Annotated in this window: 19 protein-coding genes; 9 read left to right on the forward strand and 10 right to left on the reverse strand. The window is 71.0% G+C overall.

Translation table 11 applies throughout. From position 1 onward, the window contains the following. The first annotated feature begins 96 nt into the window (after nt 1–96). The gene (locus ACGH7X_RS26150) at nt 97–552 is read left to right on the forward strand and encodes a hypothetical protein (protein WP_399888677.1); all 456 of its coding nucleotides are present in this window, start codon (nt 97–99) and stop codon (nt 550–552) included. A gap of 50 nt (nt 553–602) precedes the next feature. Here ACGH7X_RS26150 and ACGH7X_RS26155 read toward each other — a convergent pair whose 3' ends face one another. The 3 genes from ACGH7X_RS26155 to ACGH7X_RS26165 form a co-directional block, all read right to left on the reverse strand. Beyond that, a complete protein-coding gene (locus ACGH7X_RS26155) occupies nt 603–1,667 on the reverse strand; it encodes a SigB/SigF/SigG family RNA polymerase sigma factor (RefSeq protein ID WP_399888680.1) in 1,065 nt (354 codons plus the stop codon). 17 nt (nt 1,668–1,684) lie between these two features. Beyond that, nucleotides 1,685–2,098 (reverse strand): anti-sigma regulatory factor, encoded by a 414-nt coding sequence (locus ACGH7X_RS26160; protein ID WP_003973726.1) that lies wholly within the window; start codon nt 2,096–2,098, stop codon nt 1,685–1,687. Between the two features lie 250 nt (nt 2,099–2,348). Then, nucleotides 2,349–2,609 (reverse strand): UBP-type zinc finger domain-containing protein, encoded by a 261-nt coding sequence (locus ACGH7X_RS26165; RefSeq protein ID WP_399888683.1) that lies wholly within the window; start codon nt 2,607–2,609, stop codon nt 2,349–2,351. Nucleotides 2,610–2,670: 61 nt separating this feature from the next. Between ACGH7X_RS26165 and ACGH7X_RS26170 the strand changes: the two genes are divergently transcribed. Further along, nucleotides 2,671–4,263: a Na+/H+ antiporter gene (locus ACGH7X_RS26170; RefSeq protein ID WP_399888686.1), complete on the forward strand. Its 1,593-nt coding sequence runs from the start codon at nt 2,671–2,673 to the stop codon at nt 4,261–4,263. Between the two features lie 67 nt (nt 4,264–4,330). On the opposite strand, the gene ACGH7X_RS26175 is transcribed toward ACGH7X_RS26170, so the two are convergent. Beyond that, nucleotides 4,331–5,248, reverse strand: a complete 918-nt coding sequence (locus ACGH7X_RS26175; protein ID WP_399888689.1) for a 1-aminocyclopropane-1-carboxylate deaminase/D-cysteine desulfhydrase — start codon at nt 5,246–5,248, stop codon at nt 4,331–4,333. A gap of 36 nt (nt 5,249–5,284) precedes the next feature. Beyond that, nucleotides 5,285–5,863, reverse strand: a complete 579-nt coding sequence (locus ACGH7X_RS26180) for an N-acetylmuramoyl-L-alanine amidase (protein WP_399897363.1) — start codon at nt 5,861–5,863, stop codon at nt 5,285–5,287. A gap of 327 nt (nt 5,864–6,190) precedes the next feature. Between ACGH7X_RS26180 and ACGH7X_RS26185 the strand changes: the two genes are divergently transcribed. The 5 genes from ACGH7X_RS26185 to ACGH7X_RS26205 all read left to right on the forward strand — a co-directional run bounded on the left by ACGH7X_RS26185 (nt 6,191) and on the right by ACGH7X_RS26205 (nt 10,669). Further along, entirely contained in the window at nt 6,191–7,597 is a 1,407-nt protein-coding gene (locus ACGH7X_RS26185) for a family 2B encapsulin nanocompartment shell protein (protein ID WP_399888692.1), read from the forward strand. 85 nt (nt 7,598–7,682) lie between these two features. Next, complete coding sequence (locus ACGH7X_RS26190; RefSeq protein ID WP_399888695.1) at nt 7,683–8,843, forward strand: family 2 encapsulin nanocompartment cargo protein polyprenyl transferase; 1,161 nt, start codon at nt 7,683–7,685, stop codon at nt 8,841–8,843. Between the two features lie 295 nt (nt 8,844–9,138). Next, entirely contained in the window at nt 9,139–9,768 is a 630-nt protein-coding gene (locus ACGH7X_RS26195) for a GNAT family N-acetyltransferase (protein ID WP_399888698.1), read from the forward strand. A 68-nt stretch (nt 9,769–9,836) separates the two neighbouring features. Beyond that, a complete protein-coding gene (locus tag ACGH7X_RS26200) occupies nt 9,837–10,421 on the forward strand; it encodes a dihydrofolate reductase family protein (protein WP_399888701.1) in 585 nt (194 codons plus the stop codon). Nucleotides 10,422–10,447: 26 nt separating this feature from the next. Then, a complete protein-coding gene (locus ACGH7X_RS26205) occupies nt 10,448–10,669 on the forward strand; it encodes a hypothetical protein (RefSeq protein ID WP_399888704.1) in 222 nt (73 codons plus the stop codon). A gap of 107 nt (nt 10,670–10,776) precedes the next feature. On the opposite strand, the gene sodN is transcribed toward ACGH7X_RS26205, so the two are convergent. Next, nucleotides 10,777–11,172 carry a superoxide dismutase, Ni gene (gene sodN, locus ACGH7X_RS26210; protein WP_217167611.1) on the reverse strand — a complete coding sequence of 132 codons (396 nt, stop codon included), beginning with the start codon at nt 11,170–11,172 and terminating at the stop codon, nt 10,777–10,779. Nucleotides 11,173–11,317: 145 nt separating this feature from the next. On the opposite strand from sodN, the gene sodX reads away from it, so the two are divergent. Next, nucleotides 11,318–11,755 carry a nickel-type superoxide dismutase maturation protease gene (gene sodX, locus ACGH7X_RS26215; protein ID WP_399888708.1) on the forward strand — a complete coding sequence of 146 codons (438 nt, stop codon included), beginning with the start codon at nt 11,318–11,320 and terminating at the stop codon, nt 11,753–11,755. Here sodX and ACGH7X_RS26220 read toward each other — a convergent pair. Continuing rightward, a complete protein-coding gene (locus ACGH7X_RS26220) occupies nt 11,659–12,288 on the reverse strand; it encodes a CGNR zinc finger domain-containing protein (RefSeq protein ID WP_399888711.1) in 630 nt (209 codons plus the stop codon). The two genes, sodX and ACGH7X_RS26220, sit on opposite strands and share 97 nt — an antisense overlap. 99 nt (nt 12,289–12,387) lie before the next feature. On the opposite strand from ACGH7X_RS26220, the gene ACGH7X_RS26225 reads away from it, so the two are divergent. Further along, nucleotides 12,388–13,167, forward strand: a complete 780-nt coding sequence (locus tag ACGH7X_RS26225; RefSeq protein WP_399888714.1) for a class I SAM-dependent methyltransferase — start codon at nt 12,388–12,390, stop codon at nt 13,165–13,167. A 65-nt stretch (nt 13,168–13,232) separates the two neighbouring features. On the opposite strand, the gene ACGH7X_RS26230 is transcribed toward ACGH7X_RS26225, so the two are convergent. Genes ACGH7X_RS26230 through ACGH7X_RS26240 form a run of 3 tightly spaced genes read right to left on the reverse strand, consistent with a single transcriptional unit; the run spans nt 13,233 to nt 15,934 of the window. Beyond that, nucleotides 13,233–13,994 carry an amino acid ABC transporter ATP-binding protein gene (locus ACGH7X_RS26230; RefSeq protein ID WP_399888717.1) on the reverse strand — a complete coding sequence of 254 codons (762 nt, stop codon included), beginning with the start codon at nt 13,992–13,994 and terminating at the stop codon, nt 13,233–13,235. After that, on the reverse strand, nt 13,991–14,941 hold the full coding sequence (locus ACGH7X_RS26235) for an amino acid ABC transporter permease (RefSeq protein WP_399888720.1): 951 nt from the start codon (nt 14,939–14,941) through the stop codon (nt 13,991–13,993). The genes ACGH7X_RS26230 and ACGH7X_RS26235 overlap by 4 nt, the downstream gene beginning before the upstream one ends. Nucleotides 14,942–14,971: 30 nt before the next feature. Next, entirely contained in the window at nt 14,972–15,934 is a 963-nt protein-coding gene (locus ACGH7X_RS26240) for an ABC transporter substrate-binding protein (RefSeq protein ID WP_399888723.1), read from the reverse strand. Nucleotides 15,935–15,936 lie beyond the last annotated feature (2 nt).

Consider the following 15,936-nt stretch of genomic DNA (forward strand, 5'->3'; position numbering starts at 1 on the left):
GCCCAGACCGAGGTGGAGATCGCCCCCGGCACACGGCGCGCGTGATACGCCCTACACCCTGGTGGGCGCCGGTGCGCCGAGGGCTACCCTGCAGGGGTGAGCAGTGAGCAGACCCCCACCCCCGAAGCCGCCGAAGCCGCCGAAGAGACGGGCCCTCGTCCCGGCCGGCTGACCGCCGCGGCCGCGCTCGCCGCGCTGGAGGGGGTGGCGCTCGTCGTCGGCGGCGCCTGGATGCTGGTGGGGGGCCTCACCGGCCACCCCGACGACCGGACCTCGGCCGTCACCGGCGGCGTCACGCTGATCGTCCTCGCCCTGCTGCCGCTGCTCGCCGCCCGCGGGCTGCTCGCCCGACGGGGCTGGAGCCGGGGGCCCGCCGTGATCACTCAGATCATGGCGCTGCCCGTGGCCTTCAACATGGTGCGGGCCGACAGCCTGGCCGTCCCGACCGGCATCGTGCTCGGTGTCGTGGCCGTCGCGGCACTGGTGCTGCTCGTCAACCCCACGACCACCCAGGCCCTCGGCATCCGAGGACCCGGCAACGCCGGGAAATAGCCGACCGAGCGGCCACCGCTGCCCGGCACCGGGGGTTACCGGACCGGCGGCTACTCCTCGACCAGCAGCTTCTCCCGCAGCTGGGCCAGTGTGCGGGCCAGCAGCCGTGACACGTGCATCTGCGAGATGCCGACCTCCTGCGCGATCTGCGACTGGGTCATGTTGCCGAAGAAGCGCAGCAGCAGGATCCGCTTCTCCCGCGGCGGCAGGTCCTCAAGGAGCGGCTTGAGCGATTCCCGGTACTCGACGCCCTCCAGGGCCTCGTCCTCGGCGCCGAGGGTGTCGGCAACCGCCGGGGACTCGTCGTCGGTGTCCGGGACGTCCAGCGACAGCGTGGAGTACGCGTTGGCCGACTCCAGGCCCTCGAGGACCTCCTCCTCCGAGATCGCCAGCTTCTCGGCCAGCTCGTGGACCGTGGGGGAGCGGCCGTGCAGCTGGGACAGCTCCGCCGTGGCCGTCGTCAGGGCCAGCCGCAGCTCCTGGAGCCGGCGCGGGACGCGCACCGCCCAGCCCTTGTCCCGGAAGTGCCGCTTGATCTCGCCGACGACCGTGGGGGTCGCGTACGTGGAGAACTCCACCCCGCGGTCCGGGTCGAAGCGGTCGACCGACTTGATCAGCCCGATGGTGGCGACCTGGGTGAGGTCGTCCAGCGGCTCGCCGCGGTTGCGGAAACGGCGTGCGAGGTGCTCGACGAGCGGCAGGTGCATGCGGACCAGCCGATTGCGCAGGTCCGCGTACTCCGGGCTCTCCTTCGTCAGCGTGCGCAGCTCGGCGAACAGGAGGCGTGCCCCGCTGCGGTCCTGCGGGTCGTGCCGTGTGCCCTGCGTGCCCCGTGCACCCGGCGTGTGGCCCTCGGAGTGTCGCTCGTGCTCGCTCATCGTCCCGCCCGTTGCCCTTTCCCGAGCCCTCGCCTCCGCTCGGACGGGCCGGACGGGGGTGTCCCCGCCCTGCTGCCCGTCGCCCGGAGAGACGGCCTCGGGCGAGGTCTCGTCCTCCGGATGCGGCCGGGCCTGCTCGGGGATGCCGTCGATGCCGTCCGCCATGCGTCGCGCCTCGTCAGGAGAGCGTGTGCCCTCGGCCGGCAGCTCCCGTGTGCCGTGCTCTTCGTCCCGCACCGGCCCGTCCCCGTCCCTCACGTCGGCCCGGGTCCCGCGCCGCGCTGTTTGTAGAGGCTGATCGAAACGGTTTTGTCCTCGTCCACGGCGGAGGAGACCTTGCCCGCGAGGGCGGAGAGCACCGTCCACGCGAAGGTGTCCCGCGAGGGGGCGTGGCCGTCCGTGGTCGGCGCCGAGACGGTGACTTCGAGTGAGTCGTCGACGAGGCGGAAGACACAACTGAGCACCGAGCCGGGCACGGCCTGCTGAAGCAGGATCGCGCAGGCCTCGTCGACTGCGATGCGCAGGTCCTCGATCTCGTCGAGGGTGAAGTCCAAACGAGCTGCGAGGCCGGCCGTCGCCGTACGCAGCACCGACAGGTAGGCACCCGCGGCCGGCAGCCGGACTTCGACGAAGTCCTGGGTCGCGGGCTCGCCTGCGATCTGGGACACCCTCACCTCCAAGGTGGTACAAGCATTACAGGGCCGAGGGTCGCCCCTCGGGGTAACGCGATACGTGGTTCAGCGGTGACGTTATCGCGCTCCGAACTTTCCTGTCCCCGAGACCCCAACCCCGTGCTGTCACTCATAGTAAACACGCGAACACGCACAGTGGCTAGGGGGTCGGCGGGCTCAAATCGGAAGAGCGCGCGCCGGGTTGACGTACCCAGGCGTCAGACGGTCGAACCGTCCCGGGCAGAGGTCACACGAGGACGTGGTCGACGAAGCACCAGCGCCAGCTCTCCCCGGGCTCGAAGGTGCGCATCACCGGATGTCCGGTCTCCTTGTAATGCGCTGTCGCGTGCTGCCTCGGCGAGGAGTCGCAGCAGCCGACGTGACCGCAGACGAGGCACAGCCTCAGCTGCACCGGGTCCGTGCCCTCGGCCAGACACTCGGGACAGGTCTCGCCGCACGGTTCGGGTTCCGGGTGCGGCAGCGCGTCGGCGTGCGTGCACTGTTTCATGATTGCCAGGTTACGACGGGTGTGCGGATCACCGCGCGGAAAACGAGGGCGGGCGAGGACGATGGACGTGATGCCGCTGCTGCTGCTGGTCGCGGGCAGTGCCGCGGTCGCCGCGGCGGGACGGCGCGTACCGGTGCCGGTGCCCCTGCTGCTGGTCGCGGTGGGCCTGGTGGTGGGCTATGTCCCCGGCGTGCCCGACTACACGCTCGACCCGCACGTCGTCCTGCCGCTGCTGCTGCCCCCGCTGCTGTACACGGCGGCCTCCGACAGCTCCTACCTGGACCTGCGGGCGCAGACCCGCCCGGTGGCTCTGCTGTCCGTGGGCTACGTGCTCTTCGCCACCTTCGTCGTCGGCTGCGCCGCCTACCTCATCGTGCCGGGCCTGCCGTTGACCGCCGCCCTGGTGCTCGGCGCGGTGGTCGCGCCCCCGGACGCCGTCGCCGCCACGGCGGTGGCACGCCGGGTGGGGCTGCCCTCCCGGATCACCACGATCCTCCAGGGCGAGTCCCTGGTGAACGACGCCACCGCGATCACCGCCTTCAAGGTGGCGCTCGCGGCTGCCGTCGGCGAGGGCGCGACCTGGGCCGGCGGGATCGGCGAGTTCCTGATCGCGGCGGTGGGCGGCGTCGGCGTCGGGCTGGTGCTGATGGTGCCGCTCCACTGGCTGCGCACCCACCTGAGAGAGGCGCTGCTGCAGAACACGCTCTCGCTGCTGATCCCCTTCGTCGCCTACGCGGTCGCCGAGCAGGTGCACGCCTCCGGGGTGCTCGCGGTGGTCGTCGTCGCGCTCTACCTCGGCCACCGCGCGTGGGAGGTCGATTTCGCCACCCGGCTCCAGGAGGAGGCGGTGTGGAAGATGGTCGCGTTCGTCCTGGAGTCGGCCGTGTTCGCCCTCATCGGACTCCAGCTGCCCGTCGTCCTCAAGGGCCTGGGGGAGTACGAGGGCGTCGAGGCCGCCTGGTACGCCCTCGCCCTCTTCCTGGTCGTCGCCGTGGCGAGGTTCGTGTGGGTGTACCCGGCGACCTTCCTGCCCAGGCTGTCGGCACGCGTCCGCGCGCGCGAGGGCGACCTCTCCTGGAAGGGGCCGTTCGTGATCGGCTGGGCCGGGATGCGGGGCGTGGTCTCGCTGGCCATCGCCTTCTCCATCCCGCTCACCGTGCACGGCGGTGAGCCCTTTCCCGAGCGCAACCTCATCCTGTTCCTCACCTTCACCACGGTCATCGGCACGCTGGTCGTCCAGGGCGTCAGCCTGCCGCCGCTGATCCGCCTGCTGAAGTTCCCCGCGCACGACGTCCAGGCCGAGACGCTGGCGGAGGCCAACGCCCAGGCGCAGGCGTCACGGGCCGCGGAGCAGCGCCTGGACGACCTGCTCACCGACGAGCGCAACGCCCTGCCGGGTCCGCTCGCCGACCGCCTCCGCATGGTCCTGGAGCGCCGCCGCAACGCCGTGTGGGAACGGCTCGGGCAGGTCAATCCCGTCACCGGCGAGACCGTCGACGACACCTACCGGCGGCTCTCCCGGGAGATGATCAGCGCCGAGCGCGACGTCTTCGTCCGGCTGCGGGACGGCCGCTACATCGACGACGAGATGCTCCGGACACTGCTGCGCCGACTGGACCTGGAGGAGGCGGCCGCGTACCGGGAGACGACCTGAGCGGGGCGCGCGAGCGCGCGTCGCAGCGGCGGCCCGTCCCGCCCGCCGGGCCGCCGGCCCCGCCCGCTCAGGGAAACGGCCGCCCGGTGACGACCGCCGCCAGGGTCGTCCCGCGCGGGAAGGCGCCCTCCCGGGTGAGAGCGAGCAGGGCGTACAGCATCTTGGCGACGTACACGCGCTCCACGGGCAGGCCGTGGCGGCGTTCGAAGTCCTCGGCGAAGGCGTCCAGCCGGGGGCTGGTGCGGGCGTAGCCGCCGAAATGGAAGCGGTCGTCGAGGCTCCAGGTGCCGCTCGGCCCGCCGAACGCACGGTCCTGGAGCCGCCGTATGTCCTCGGTGAGGAAGCCGCCCTTGAGCACGGGTATCCCGAGCGTGCGCCGCCCCCGGGGCAGTCCGGCGGCCAGTCCGGCGAGCGTGCCACCGGTGCCGCAGGCGAGGGCGGCCACGTCGGCGTGCTCGCCCAGTTCCGCGCCCAGGGCACGGCAGCCGCGGACGGCCTCCGCGTTGCTGCCCCCCTCGGGGATGACGACGGCGTCCCCGGCGGGCCCGGCGTCCACGGCCCGCAGGAGGGCCGCCAGGGTCTCCGGTTCGGCCTTGCGGCGATACGTCGAGCGGTCGACGAAATGGAGCCGCATGCCGTCGGCGGCGCACCGGGCCAGAGAGGGGTTGAGCGGCAGGCCGGCCAGTTCCTGCCCGCGCACCACGCCCACCGTGGAGAGCCCGAGCAGGCGCCCGGCGGCGGCCGCGGCGCGCAGGTGGTTGGAGTAGGCGCCGCCGAACGTGACGACGGTACGCCCGCCGACCATGGCGAGATTCGGCGCCAGTTTGCGCCATTTGTTGCCGACCAACGCGGGGTGGATCAGGTCGTCCCGCTTGAGCAGCAACCGGACACCGTGCCGCTCGAAGCGTCCGTCGACCACCTCCTGCAAAGGAGAGGGCAGGCGGGGCCGCAGGTCGGCGAGGTCGCGGGGGTCGGTGGCGGTCACCCCGCCATTGTCACGCCGCCGCCCGCAGCGGCCACGTCACTTCAGGCGGTCCCGGATCCGCTCGCGCATCGACGCCATCGTGAACCCCCGCGGATCGACCTTCCCCGGCTGCCACTCCAGATGCCCGATGACCGACCGTTCGTTCCACCCGTGGTGGCGGCACACCGCCGCGGCGACCCGCTCGATCGCCTCCAGCTGGGCCGCCGGCCAGGGATCGTCGCCGTCGCCGAGGTTCTCGCACTCGAAGCCGTAGAAGTGCCGGTTGCCGTCGGTGTTCGCCTCGTTGTCGCGGGGCAGCGCCTTCTCCGCGATCACCGCGCGCAGGACGTCGTCGTCGCCGAGCCCGGCGTGGTTGGCCCTGCCGTACCCGACCAGGTGGACCTTGCCGTCCTTGGTGACGACCCCGTGGCACAGGGGGCCGGGCAGACCCTCGTAGCCCTTGCGGCAGATGTCCACGGTCCGCGCGCTGCCCTTGGTCACCGTGTGGTGGATCATCACGCCGTGCACGGGCCCCCAGGGGCCCTTGTGGTTGCGGTTGTGGTCCCGCCAGTCGCCGACCTCGACGACGGTGACGCCCTCCGCCTTCAGGGCCTTGAGGAAACTGCTCGCGGACATGGGTGAGGCCACGGCCGACTCCTTCACGCTGCGCGACGACCGCCGGACGCGACCGCCTCGTACGGTGCTTGTACCGAAACGGAGCGCCTTCCATTACTTGTTCGGTCCGTGTGCGAGTCGTTTCGGACAATCTCATCGCGCCGACCGCCCCGACGGGGACCGGACAAGTCGCCGAGACGCTGAACAAGCCCCCATATCTGCCCCGGCCACACGTGATCCATTCCCGCTCTTTCGTGTAATAGCACCGGCACGCTCCGTGAGGAAGGCTGGTCCACGCACATCGATGCCGGGCGCAATCGCCCGGCATGACCGGGAGGGCAATTCCTTATGTCGGTAGGCGAAGAGGTCCGCACCGAGCAGACCAGGCCGCAGCAGAGCCTCGGCACGGCGGCCGCGCGGAACCTGGCCACCACCACCAAGTCCGTTCCTCAGATGCAGGAGATCAGTTCGCGCTGGCTGCTGCGCTCGCTCCCCTGGGTGGACGTCCAGGGCGGCACGTACCGGGTGAACCGGCGTCTGACCTTCGCCGTCGGCGACGGCCGCGTGACGTTCGTGAAGACCGGCGACCGCGTCGAGGTCATCCCCGCGGAGCTGGGCGAGTTGCCGGCCCTGCGGTCGTACGAGGACGACGAGGTCCTCTCGGAGCTCGCGCAACGCTGTGAGCAGCGGGAGTTCGGCCCCGGAGAGGTCATCGCCTCCTTCGGCGGCCGGGCCGACGAGGTCTACCTGCTGGCGCACGGCAGGGTCGAGAAGATCGGCACAGGTCCGTACGGCGACGACGCGGTGCTCGGCGTCCTCGCCGACGGGGCGTACTTCGGCGACCAGGCGCTGCTCGACGGGGACGCGATCTGGGAGTACACCGCCCGCGCGGTCACCGGCTGCACGGTGCTCGTGCTGCCCCGCCAGGAGGTGGAGCAGGTCGCGGAGCGCGCCGAGTCCCTGCGCACGCACCTTGAGGAGCGGCGCGCGCTGCCGGAGCAGAACACCAACAAGCACGGCGAGAAGGCGATCGACCTCGCGGCCGGCCACAGCGGCGAGCCGGACATCCCGCACACCTTCGTCGACTACGAGGCCCGGCCCCGTGAGTACGAACTGAGCGTCGCCCAGACCGTGCTGCGCATCCACTCGCGCGTGGCCGACCTGTACAACCAGCCGATGAACCAGACCGAGCAGCAGATCAGGCTGACGGTCGAGGCGCTGAAGGAGCGTCAGGAGCACGAGCTCGTCAACAACCGAGAGTTCGGCCTGCTGCACAACTGCGAGTACGACCAGCGCATCCAGCCCCACGACGGGGCGCCCGGCCCGGACGACCTGGACGAACTGCTGAGCCGCCGGCGCGGCACCAAGCTGCTCCTCGCCCACCCCCGCGCCATCGCCGCCATCGGCCGCGAGCTGAACAAGCGCGGCCTCGTCCCCGAGACGATCGACATCGCCGGCAACCGCATCCCGACCTGGCGCGGTGTGCCCATCTACCCGTGCAACAAGATCCCGGTCACCGACGCCCGTACGACCTCGATCATCGCGATGCGTACCGGCGAGCAGGACCAGGGCGTCATCGGTCTGCGGGCCACCGGCATCCCCGACGAGATCGAGCCGAGTCTGTCGGTGCGCTTCATGGGCATCAATGAACAGGCCGTCATCAAGTACCTGGTCACGGCCTACTACTCGGCCGCGGTCCTCGTACCGGACGCGCTCGGCGTCCTGGAGAACGTCGAGATCGGCCGCTGGCGGTGACGTCAGTCTCCCGAACGTCGTGTTCCCGCCCTCCCGGGCGGGTACACCCCGGGGGTACGGACGGGCCCATGGGGAAGGTGAGTCCATGACGGAGACACGGCGCGGCACCACCGCGACGCGTCGCTCCACCGCAACGCCGGAAAGGCACGGGCCCATCGGCACGCAGCGGAACGAAGAGCCGGGGGGGACGTCCGCCGGGCAGGGGCGGGCGGTGTCCGAAGGGCACGAGGCGGCGGCGCTCCTGAGGGAGTCCCGGGCGTCGGTCGACCCCGAACTGCGCTCCGCCATCGCGTCGCTGCCCGACTCGATGCGCCGCGTCGCGCTCTACCACTTCGGCTGGCAGCACGCGGACGGCACGCCCGCGGCGGGTAACGCGGGCAAGGCGATCCGTCCCGCGCTGGTCCTCACGGCGGCGACCGCGCTCGGCGGGTCCGGGGCCAGGGCGGCGGCCGGCCGGGCCGCGGCGGCGGTGGAGCTGGTCCACAACTTCACCCTGCTGCACGACGACGTGATGGACCGGGACGCCACCAGGCGTCATCGGCCGACCGCGTGGACCGTGTTCGGCGACGCCGACGCGATCCTCGCCGGGGACGCCCTTCAGGCGCTCGCCCTGCGGCTGCTCGCGGCGGACCCGCACCCGGCGTCCGCGGCGGCGGCCGTCCGGCTCGCCGACTGCGTCATGGAGCTGTGCGAGGGCCAGCACGCGGACACGGCCATGGAACGGCGCCCGCCGGGCGAGGTCACCCTCGACGAGACGCTCGCCATGGCCGAGGCCAAGACGGGCGCCCTGCTGGGATGCGCCTGTGCCCTCGGCGCGCTGTACGCCGGTGCCGCCGCGGAGGACGTCGAGGCCCTGGACGCCTTCGGCCGTGAGGCCGGGCTGGCCTTCCAGCTCATCGACGACGTCATCGGCATATGGGGCGACCCGCGCCACACCGGCAAGCCGGCCGGTGCGGACCTGGCCGCCCGCAAGAAGTCCCTGCCGGTGGTCGCCGCCCTCACCTCCGGCACCCCGGCCGCCGCCGAACTCGCCGAGCTGTACGCGGCACCGTACGACGAGGACAGGGAGGACCTGGAGCGCACCGCTCTGGCAGTGGAGCGGGCCGGTGGCCGGGACTGGGCGCAGGCCCAGGCGGCCGACCGGATGGCGAGAGCCATGCAGGAGCTGGCCCGTGCCGTGCCGGAGCCGGAGGCGGCGGGCGGACTGCTCGCGCTGGCCGAGTTCGTGACCCGGCGCAGCACCTGACGGTCACCCGGCCACCGCGGCCACCCGGCCACCCCGGCCGACCCGGCGACCGCGGATCGCCGGGCCGGCCGTGCAAGACCCCGGAGCCCGTGCAGGGCCGTACGGCACCTGACCGACGTACGGCCGCACCGCCGACGGCTCCGGTCCGGCGGGTCCCGCACTTCCCCACGGTGTGCGGGGCCCGCCCCCTTCCGTGTGCGGTCGCGGTGACGTACGCACCCGCCTCGGATCCCGCCGGACAGGGCTAGGCTCAACCGCCGTACGCGCGAGCGATGTTGAGTCGAAGGGGCGGGACATGGGTGTGGTGATCCGGAGGGCGGGGGAGGACGACCGGGAACGGGTCGTCCGGCTGCTGGACGAGGCCTTCCAGGACGACCCGGTGAGCAGCTGGGTCTTTCCGGGCAAGGAGTACCGCCGCCGGACCCACCACCGGCTCGTGGCCGCGTTCGCCGACGCCGTGTTCGCCGACGGGCGGATCGATCTCACCGAGGACGGCGCGGCCTGCGCGCTGTGGCTGCCCGTCCCCGCGGACGGGCACGCGGGTGCCGAGCCGGCCGACGACGGGTCCGAGGAGGGCGTCGAGGACGGCCCCGCACAGGTGCGCGAGGCCGTCGACCCGGAGAACGAGCGCGTCGAGCTGATAGCCCGGCTCACGGACGGCATCCACCCCTCCGGCCGGGCCCACGAGTACCTCTGGATGATCGGCGTGGCCCCCGACCGGCAGGGCGAGGGGCTGGGTACCGCGCTGATCGAGAGCGTCCTCGACCGCTGCGACCGCGAAGGGCTGCCCGCCTACCTCGAGGCGAGCAGTGACCGCGGCAGGGTGCTGTACGAACGCCTCGGCTTCGAGTTCACCGGCGGGGCCCTGGACCTGCCGGACGGCCCCCGGATGTGGCCGATGTGGCGCGAGCCGCGGACGCGGTGACAATCGACTGCCCAAACAACTACACATGGAGTACTGTGAGCGTAGTGGTCAAAACGAAGGAGACCGGTTTGCGCAAACTCACGTACTTCGTCGCCTGCTCCATCGACGGCTTCATCGGCGGCCCGGACGGCGACGCGTCGTTCATGGTCCCGTTCGTCGACGAGGAGTTCTTCGGGTTCCTGAAGGCGGAGTATCCGGAGACGCTGCCGACGCACGGCCGCCGGCCGTTGGGCATCGACGATCTGCCGAACAAGCGGTTCGACACGATCATTCAGGGCCGGGCCAGCTACGACCTGGCACTCAAGGAGGGCGTCACCAGCCCCTACGCGCACCTGCGCGAGTACGTCGCCTCGCGCACGCTCACCACGTCGCCCGACCCGAATGTCGAGATCATCTCGACGGACCTGGTCGGCAGGGTGCGTGAGCTGAAGGCCGAGGACGGCGCCCTCGACATCTACCTGTGCGGCGGAGCCGCCGTCGCCGGCGAGCTGGTCGACGAGGTCGACGAGCTGGTCGTCAAGACCTACCCGGTGGTTCTCGGGACCGGCATGCCCATGTTCCGGTCCGGCTTCGAGGTCTCCGAGTTCGTGCCGGACTCGGTGCGGACCTTCGGCAACGGTGTCGTGGTGCGGACGTACCACAGGAAGCGCTGAGCCGTCGCGCGTTCTAACCTGGGGGTATGGACAGCGACACGTATGTCTGTCCCGTTTGCGGACAGCCGGTCGAAGCGGTCGTCCGGCGGCACAAGACGCTGGGCGCGTGGGTCCCGGCATGGGTGCCCGGCCCGTGCCGCAACCCGAGGTGCGAGGCAGGCCCCGAGCAGGACGCCCGGGGCACCGAACCCGAGGCGCGGCCCGGGACCGCGGAGCGCTCCTCGGAGACGGTCACGGAGAACCCCTGACAACGACAACGCCGAAGGGGCCCGGCCAGGATGTCGGCCGGGCCCCTTCGGGCTGTCCTGCGGCCTGCGATGGTGCACCGATCGCGGGCCCGAAAGCAGACGGGTCGTCAGGCCTTCTTGGTCTCCCAGAAGATCTTGTCGATCTGGGCGATGTAGTCCAGGGCCTTCTGGCCGGTCGCCGGGTCCTTCGAACCCTTGGCGGTCGACAGGGCCTTGAGGGTGTCGTTGACCAGCTGGTGCAGCTCCGGGTACTTCTCGAAGTGCGGGGGCTTGAAGTAGTCGCTCCACAGCACGGAAACGTGGTGCTTCGCGAGCTCGGCGCGCTGCTCCTTGATGACCGTGGCACGCGTCTGGAAGTGCGGGTCGTCGTTGCCGGCCATCTTCTCCTGGACGGCCTTCACCGACTCCGCCTCGATGCGGGCCTGGGCCGGGTCGTACACGCCGCAGGGCAGGTCGCAGTGGGCGCTGACCGTGACCTTGGGGGCAAACAGGCGGGAAAGCATGAAGCGTTCCTTCCTCGTGATCGTCTTCTCAGGGGGGACATTACTCCCTGGGAGACCCGATTTCGCGGGTGCCCCCGTGGGCTTAGGACAAAAGTCCGGGGTGAGACTGAGACTGGTGGAGGAAAGACCGGGGAGGTGCCGGGTGATGCCGGAGCAACTGTCGCAGGAGACCGAGCGCGCCAGAGGGGCGTTGCCCTTCGGGCCGGCCGAGGTGACCGGGCCGTCGATGGTGCCCACGCTGCACCACGGGGACGTGCTGCTCGTGCACTGGGGGGCGCGGGTCCGGCCGGGTGACGTGGTCGTGCTGCGGCACCCCTTCCAGCAGGACCTGCTCGTGGTCAAGCGGGCGGCCGAACGGCGCGGGGCCGGCTGGTGGGTGCTCGGGGACAACGCGTTCGCGGGCGGGGACAGCACCGACTACGGGGTCGTGCCGCAGGACCTCGTGCTCGGCAGGGTCCGGCTGCGCTACCGGCCGCCGCGGGCGGGTCAGCGCTCGCCGTTCGCCGTGGTCCGCTGGGTGCTGTCGGCGGTCAGGCCGGTGCTGGCCGACCGGTCCGCCTCCAGGCGCTTGCGGGCGCGGTAGGCCGCCACGTTGGCGCGGGTGGCGCAGCGGTCGGAGCAGTAGCGCCGGGAGCGGTTGGTGGAGGTGTCCAGGTAGGCGTTGCGGCAGGGGGCCGCCTCGCACAGGCCCAGCCGGTCCACGCCGTACTCGGTGAGGTGGAAGGCCAGGCCCATCGCCGCGATGGCCGCGAAACCGGCGGTCGCGTTGGAGGGGTGGTCCGCCAGGTGCATGTGCCACAGCGGGCTGCCGTCGTCGGCGCGGTGGTCGTGGCCGGAGATCTGCGGGCTCACCGGGAACTCCAGGAGCAGTGAGTTCAGCAGGTCCACGGCGAGGGTCTCGTCGCCTCCGTCGGCCGCCTCGAAGACCGAGCGCAGCCGTCCCCGGACCGAGCGGAACCGCGTCACGTCGGCGTCGGTCGCGCGCCGGGCCGCCGACTGGTTTGCGCCGAAGAGCGCACGGACGGCCTCCACCGAGGTCAGGGAGTCCTGCCCCCGCGACGGTTCCTCGGTGTTGACGAGACGCACGGCGTAATCCGAGTAATAGGCCAGTTCCACTTGTAGTCCTTACGAAGGGGCTCTATGGTCGTGCCTGCGGTCGAGTAACAGCTGATCGTGCTTCTAGGGTATTACGTCACGCAGGCACGGAGGGACCCGATGACGGACGCGGACACCACCACTACCACCACACCCGGTGCCGACTGGCAGGCATGGCAGCAGAGCTGGGACCGGCAGCAGGAGTGGTACATGCCGGACCGCGAGGACCGTTTCCGGATCATGCTCGACATGGTCGAGGCGCTCGTCGGTCCCGCACCGCGCGTGCTCGACCTGGCCTGCGGCACCGGCACCATCTCGGCCCGGCTGCTCGCCCGGTTCCCGCAGGCCACCAGCACGGGCGTGGACCTCGACCCCGCGCTCCTCGCCATCGCCGAGGGCACCTTCGCGGGCGACGAGCGGGTCTCCTTCGTCACCGCCGACCTCAAGGACCCCGACTGGCCGGCGAAGCTGCCGTACGACTCGTACGACGCCGTCCTGACCGCCACGGCCCTGCACTGGTTCCACGCCGAACCCCTCGCGGATCTCTACGGTCGGGTCGCGGGGCTGGTCCGCGACGGTGGTGTCTTCATGAACGCGGACCACATGATCGACGACACGACGCCCCGGATCAACGCGGCGGAGCGCGCCCAGCGGCACGCGCAGATGGACGCCGCCAAGGGCGAGGGCGCGCTCGACTGGTCCGAGTGGTGGCAGCTCGCCGCCAAGGACCCGGTGCTCGCCGGGCCCACGGCGCGCCGCTTCGAGATCTACGGGGAGCACGCCGACGGCGAGATGCCCTCGGCGGCGTGGCACGCGCGCGTGCTGCGCGAGAAGGGCTTCGGCGAGGCGCGGCCGGTGTGGTGCTCGCCCTCGGACACGTTGCTGCTCGCGGTGAAGTAGGCCAACGCCGAGGGGGGTGATGCGGGAATCCCGCACCACCCCCCTCGGCATTCGTGCCGTCGGAGTCAGAGCACCTTGGACAGGAACGCCTTCGTCCGTTCGTGCTGCGGGTCGGTCAGGACGTCGCGCGGGTTGCCCGACTCGACCACCACGCCGTCGTCCATGAAGACCAGGCTGTCGCCGACCTCGCGGGCGAAGCCCATCTCGTGGGTGACGACGACCATCGTCATGCCGGACTCGGCGAGGTCGCGCATGACGTCGAGGACGTCGCCGACCAGCTCCGGGTCCAGCGCCGAGGTCGGCTCGTCGAACAGCATCAGCTTCGGGTCCATCGCCAGGGCCCGCGCGATCGCGACCCGCTGCTGCTGGCCGCCGGAGAGCTGCGAGGGGTAGTTGCCGGCCTTGTCGCCCAGGCCCACGCGCTCCAGGAGCCCGCGTGCGCGGTCCCTGGCCTGGGCCTTGCTCATGCCCTTGACCTGGATCGGCGCCTCCATGACGTTCTCCAGCGCGGTCATGTGCGGGAACAGGTTGAAGCGCTGGAAGACCATGCCGATGTCGCGGCGCTTGACGGCGACCTCACTGTCCTTCAGCTCGTAGAGCTTGTCACCCTTCTGGCGGTAGCCGACCAGCTCGCCGTCGACGTACAGCCGTCCGGCGTTGATCTTCTCCAGGTGGTTGATGCAGCGCAGGAAGGTCGACTTGCCGGAGCCCGAGGGGCCGATGAGGCAGAACACCTCGCCGGACTTCACCTCCAGGTCGATGCCCTTGAGCACCTCCACGGGACCGAAGGACTTGTGGACGCCCTCGGCCTTGACCATGGCGGTCATGCGGCACCTCCTGTCGTGCGGGAGCGGTTCGACAGGGACAGCAGGTTCGCCCTGATCTTCTGCATCGGGGTCGCCGGCAGGCTGCGGCTGGAGCCGCGCGCGTAGTAGCGCTCCAGGTAGTACTGCCCCACGCTGAAGAGCGAGGTCAGCAGCAGGTACCAGGCCGCCGCCAGGAACAGCATCTCGGCCGGGGCGCCGGAGGTCTGGCCGATGTCCTGGGCGACCCGGAACAACTCGGCGTACTGGACGACCGACACCAGCGAGGTCGTCTTCAGCATGTTGATGACCTCGTTGCCCGTGGGCGGCACGATCACGCGCATCGCCTGCGGAACCACGATCCGGCGCAGCGTCTTGGCGTGGCTCATGCCGAGCGCGTGCGCCGCCTCGGTCTGGCCCTCGTCGACCGCGAGCAGACCGGCCCGGCAGATCTCCGCCATGTACGCGGCCTCGTTCAGCCCCAGACCCAGCAGCGCCGTCAGGAACGGCGTCATGAAGTCCGACCACTCGTCGCGGTAGAACGGCCCGAGGTTGATGTACTCGAAGACCAGGCCGAGGTTGAACCAGACGACCAGCTGCACCAGGACGGGCGTGCCGCGGAAGAACCAGATGTAGAACCACGAGATGGACGAGGTCACCGGGTTCTTCGACAGCCGCATCACGGCGAGCAGGATGCCGCCGACGACGCCGATCAGCATCGCCAGGACGGTGATCAGGAGCGTCTTGCCCATGCCCGTCAGGATGCGGTCGTCGAAGAAGTAGTCCGGGATCGCACCCCAGTTGATCTTGCCCTGGGAGAACGCGTAGACGACCGCGGCCAGCAGCGCGATCGCGACGACCGCGGAGACGTACCGCCCGTAGTGCCGGACCGGGATGGCCTTGATGGCCTCCGGCCCGGCCGGCGGGGTGTCGGCGGGGCCGCCCGCCGTCTTGTCTATGTCAACAGTCACGGATGATGCCTTTCAGTGCCCGCCGCGCGGTCACTTGCCGCCGTTGATGGTGGCCTCCGTGACGGCGCCTTCCGCCACGCCCCACTTCTCCATGATCTTCTTGTACTCGCCGTTCGCGATCACCGCGTCCAGCGCCGCCTTCAGGGCGTCCCGCAGCTGCGTGTTGTTCTTGGCGACCGCGATGCCGTACGGGGCGGCCTCGACCTGCTCGCCGACGAGCTGGAAGTCCTTGCCGCCGCCGGAGGTCTTCACCGCGTACGCCGCGACCGGGAAGTCGGAGGAGCCGGCGGCCGCGCCGCCCGCACGCAGGCGGGTCTGGGCCTGCTGGTCGTTGTCGAAGGCCTCCATGGAGATCTTCTTGCCGGCCGGACACTTCTCGTTCTCGGCCTTGGCGAGGTCCTCGGAGACCGTGCCGCGCTGGAGCACGAGCTTCTTGCCGCACAGGTCGGACCAGGTCTTGATGCCCTGGTCGTCGCCCTTCTTGGTGTAGATCGAGACACCGGCGGTGAAGTAGTCGACGAAGTCGACGCCCTGGCCGACCTTCTTGCCGGTGTCGGCGTCGATGCCCTCCTGGCGGTTCTTGGTGTCGGTCATCGCGGACATGGCGATGTCGTACCGCTTGGAGCGCAGGCCGGTGATCAGGGTGTCGAAGGTGCCGTTCTCGAACTCGAACTTCACGCCGAGCTGCTTGCCCAGGGCGTCCGCGAGGTCGGGGTCGATACCGACCGTCTTGCCGGAGTCGTCCTTGAACTCGACCGGGGCGTACGCGATGTCGGAGCCGACCTTGACGGTGCCCTTGTCGCGGATCGACTGCGGCAGCTTGTCGGCCAGCGGAGCACCGCTCGAGGACTGGTTGTCGCTGCTGCCGGAGTCGCCGCTCTCGGTCTGGTCGCCGCATCCGGTGAGCAGCAGGGCGCCGGCGACCGCGATCGCACCGACCGCTGCTAGCCGGGAGTGCACGGCGGTCGTACGACGGGTGGAGCGTGCGGTCATGG

The sequence above is a fragment of the Streptomyces sp. BBFR51 genome, from assembly GCF_044591655.1.
Lineage (GTDB): Bacteria > Actinomycetota > Actinomycetes > Streptomycetales > Streptomycetaceae > Streptomyces.

What these genes read in the sequence shown, in the direction of transcription:
- ACGH7X_RS26165 (WP_399888683.1), bottom strand. Translation starts at nt 2,609, where the DNA reads ATGAAACAGTGCACGCACGCCGACGCGCTGCCGCACCCGGAACCCGAA.
- ACGH7X_RS26185 (WP_399888692.1), top strand. Translation starts at nt 6,191, where the DNA reads ATGTCGGTAGGCGAAGAGGTCCGCACCGAGCAGACCAGGCCGCAGCAG.
- ACGH7X_RS26240 (WP_399888723.1), bottom strand. Translation starts at nt 15,934, where the DNA reads ATGACCGCACGCTCCACCCGTCGTACGACCGCCGTGCACTCCCGGCTA.
- ACGH7X_RS26205 (WP_399888704.1), top strand. Translation starts at nt 10,448, where the DNA reads ATGGACAGCGACACGTATGTCTGTCCCGTTTGCGGACAGCCGGTCGAA.
- sodN (WP_217167611.1), bottom strand. Translation starts at nt 11,172, where the DNA reads ATGCTTTCCCGCCTGTTTGCCCCCAAGGTCACGGTCAGCGCCCACTGC.
- ACGH7X_RS26180 (WP_399897363.1), bottom strand. Translation starts at nt 5,863, where the DNA reads ATGTCCGCGAGCAGTTTCCTCAAGGCCCTGAAGGCGGAGGGCGTCACC.
- sodX (WP_399888708.1), top strand. Translation starts at nt 11,318, where the DNA reads ATGCCGGAGCAACTGTCGCAGGAGACCGAGCGCGCCAGAGGGGCGTTG.
- ACGH7X_RS26225 (WP_399888714.1), top strand. Translation starts at nt 12,388, where the DNA reads ATGACGGACGCGGACACCACCACTACCACCACACCCGGTGCCGACTGG.
- ACGH7X_RS26195 (WP_399888698.1), top strand. Translation starts at nt 9,139, where the DNA reads ATGGGTGTGGTGATCCGGAGGGCGGGGGAGGACGACCGGGAACGGGTC.
- ACGH7X_RS26170 (WP_399888686.1), top strand. Translation starts at nt 2,671, where the DNA reads ATGGACGTGATGCCGCTGCTGCTGCTGGTCGCGGGCAGTGCCGCGGTC.
- ACGH7X_RS26190 (WP_399888695.1), top strand. Translation starts at nt 7,683, where the DNA reads ATGACGGAGACACGGCGCGGCACCACCGCGACGCGTCGCTCCACCGCA.
- ACGH7X_RS26230 (WP_399888717.1), bottom strand. Translation starts at nt 13,994, where the DNA reads ATGACCGCCATGGTCAAGGCCGAGGGCGTCCACAAGTCCTTCGGTCCC.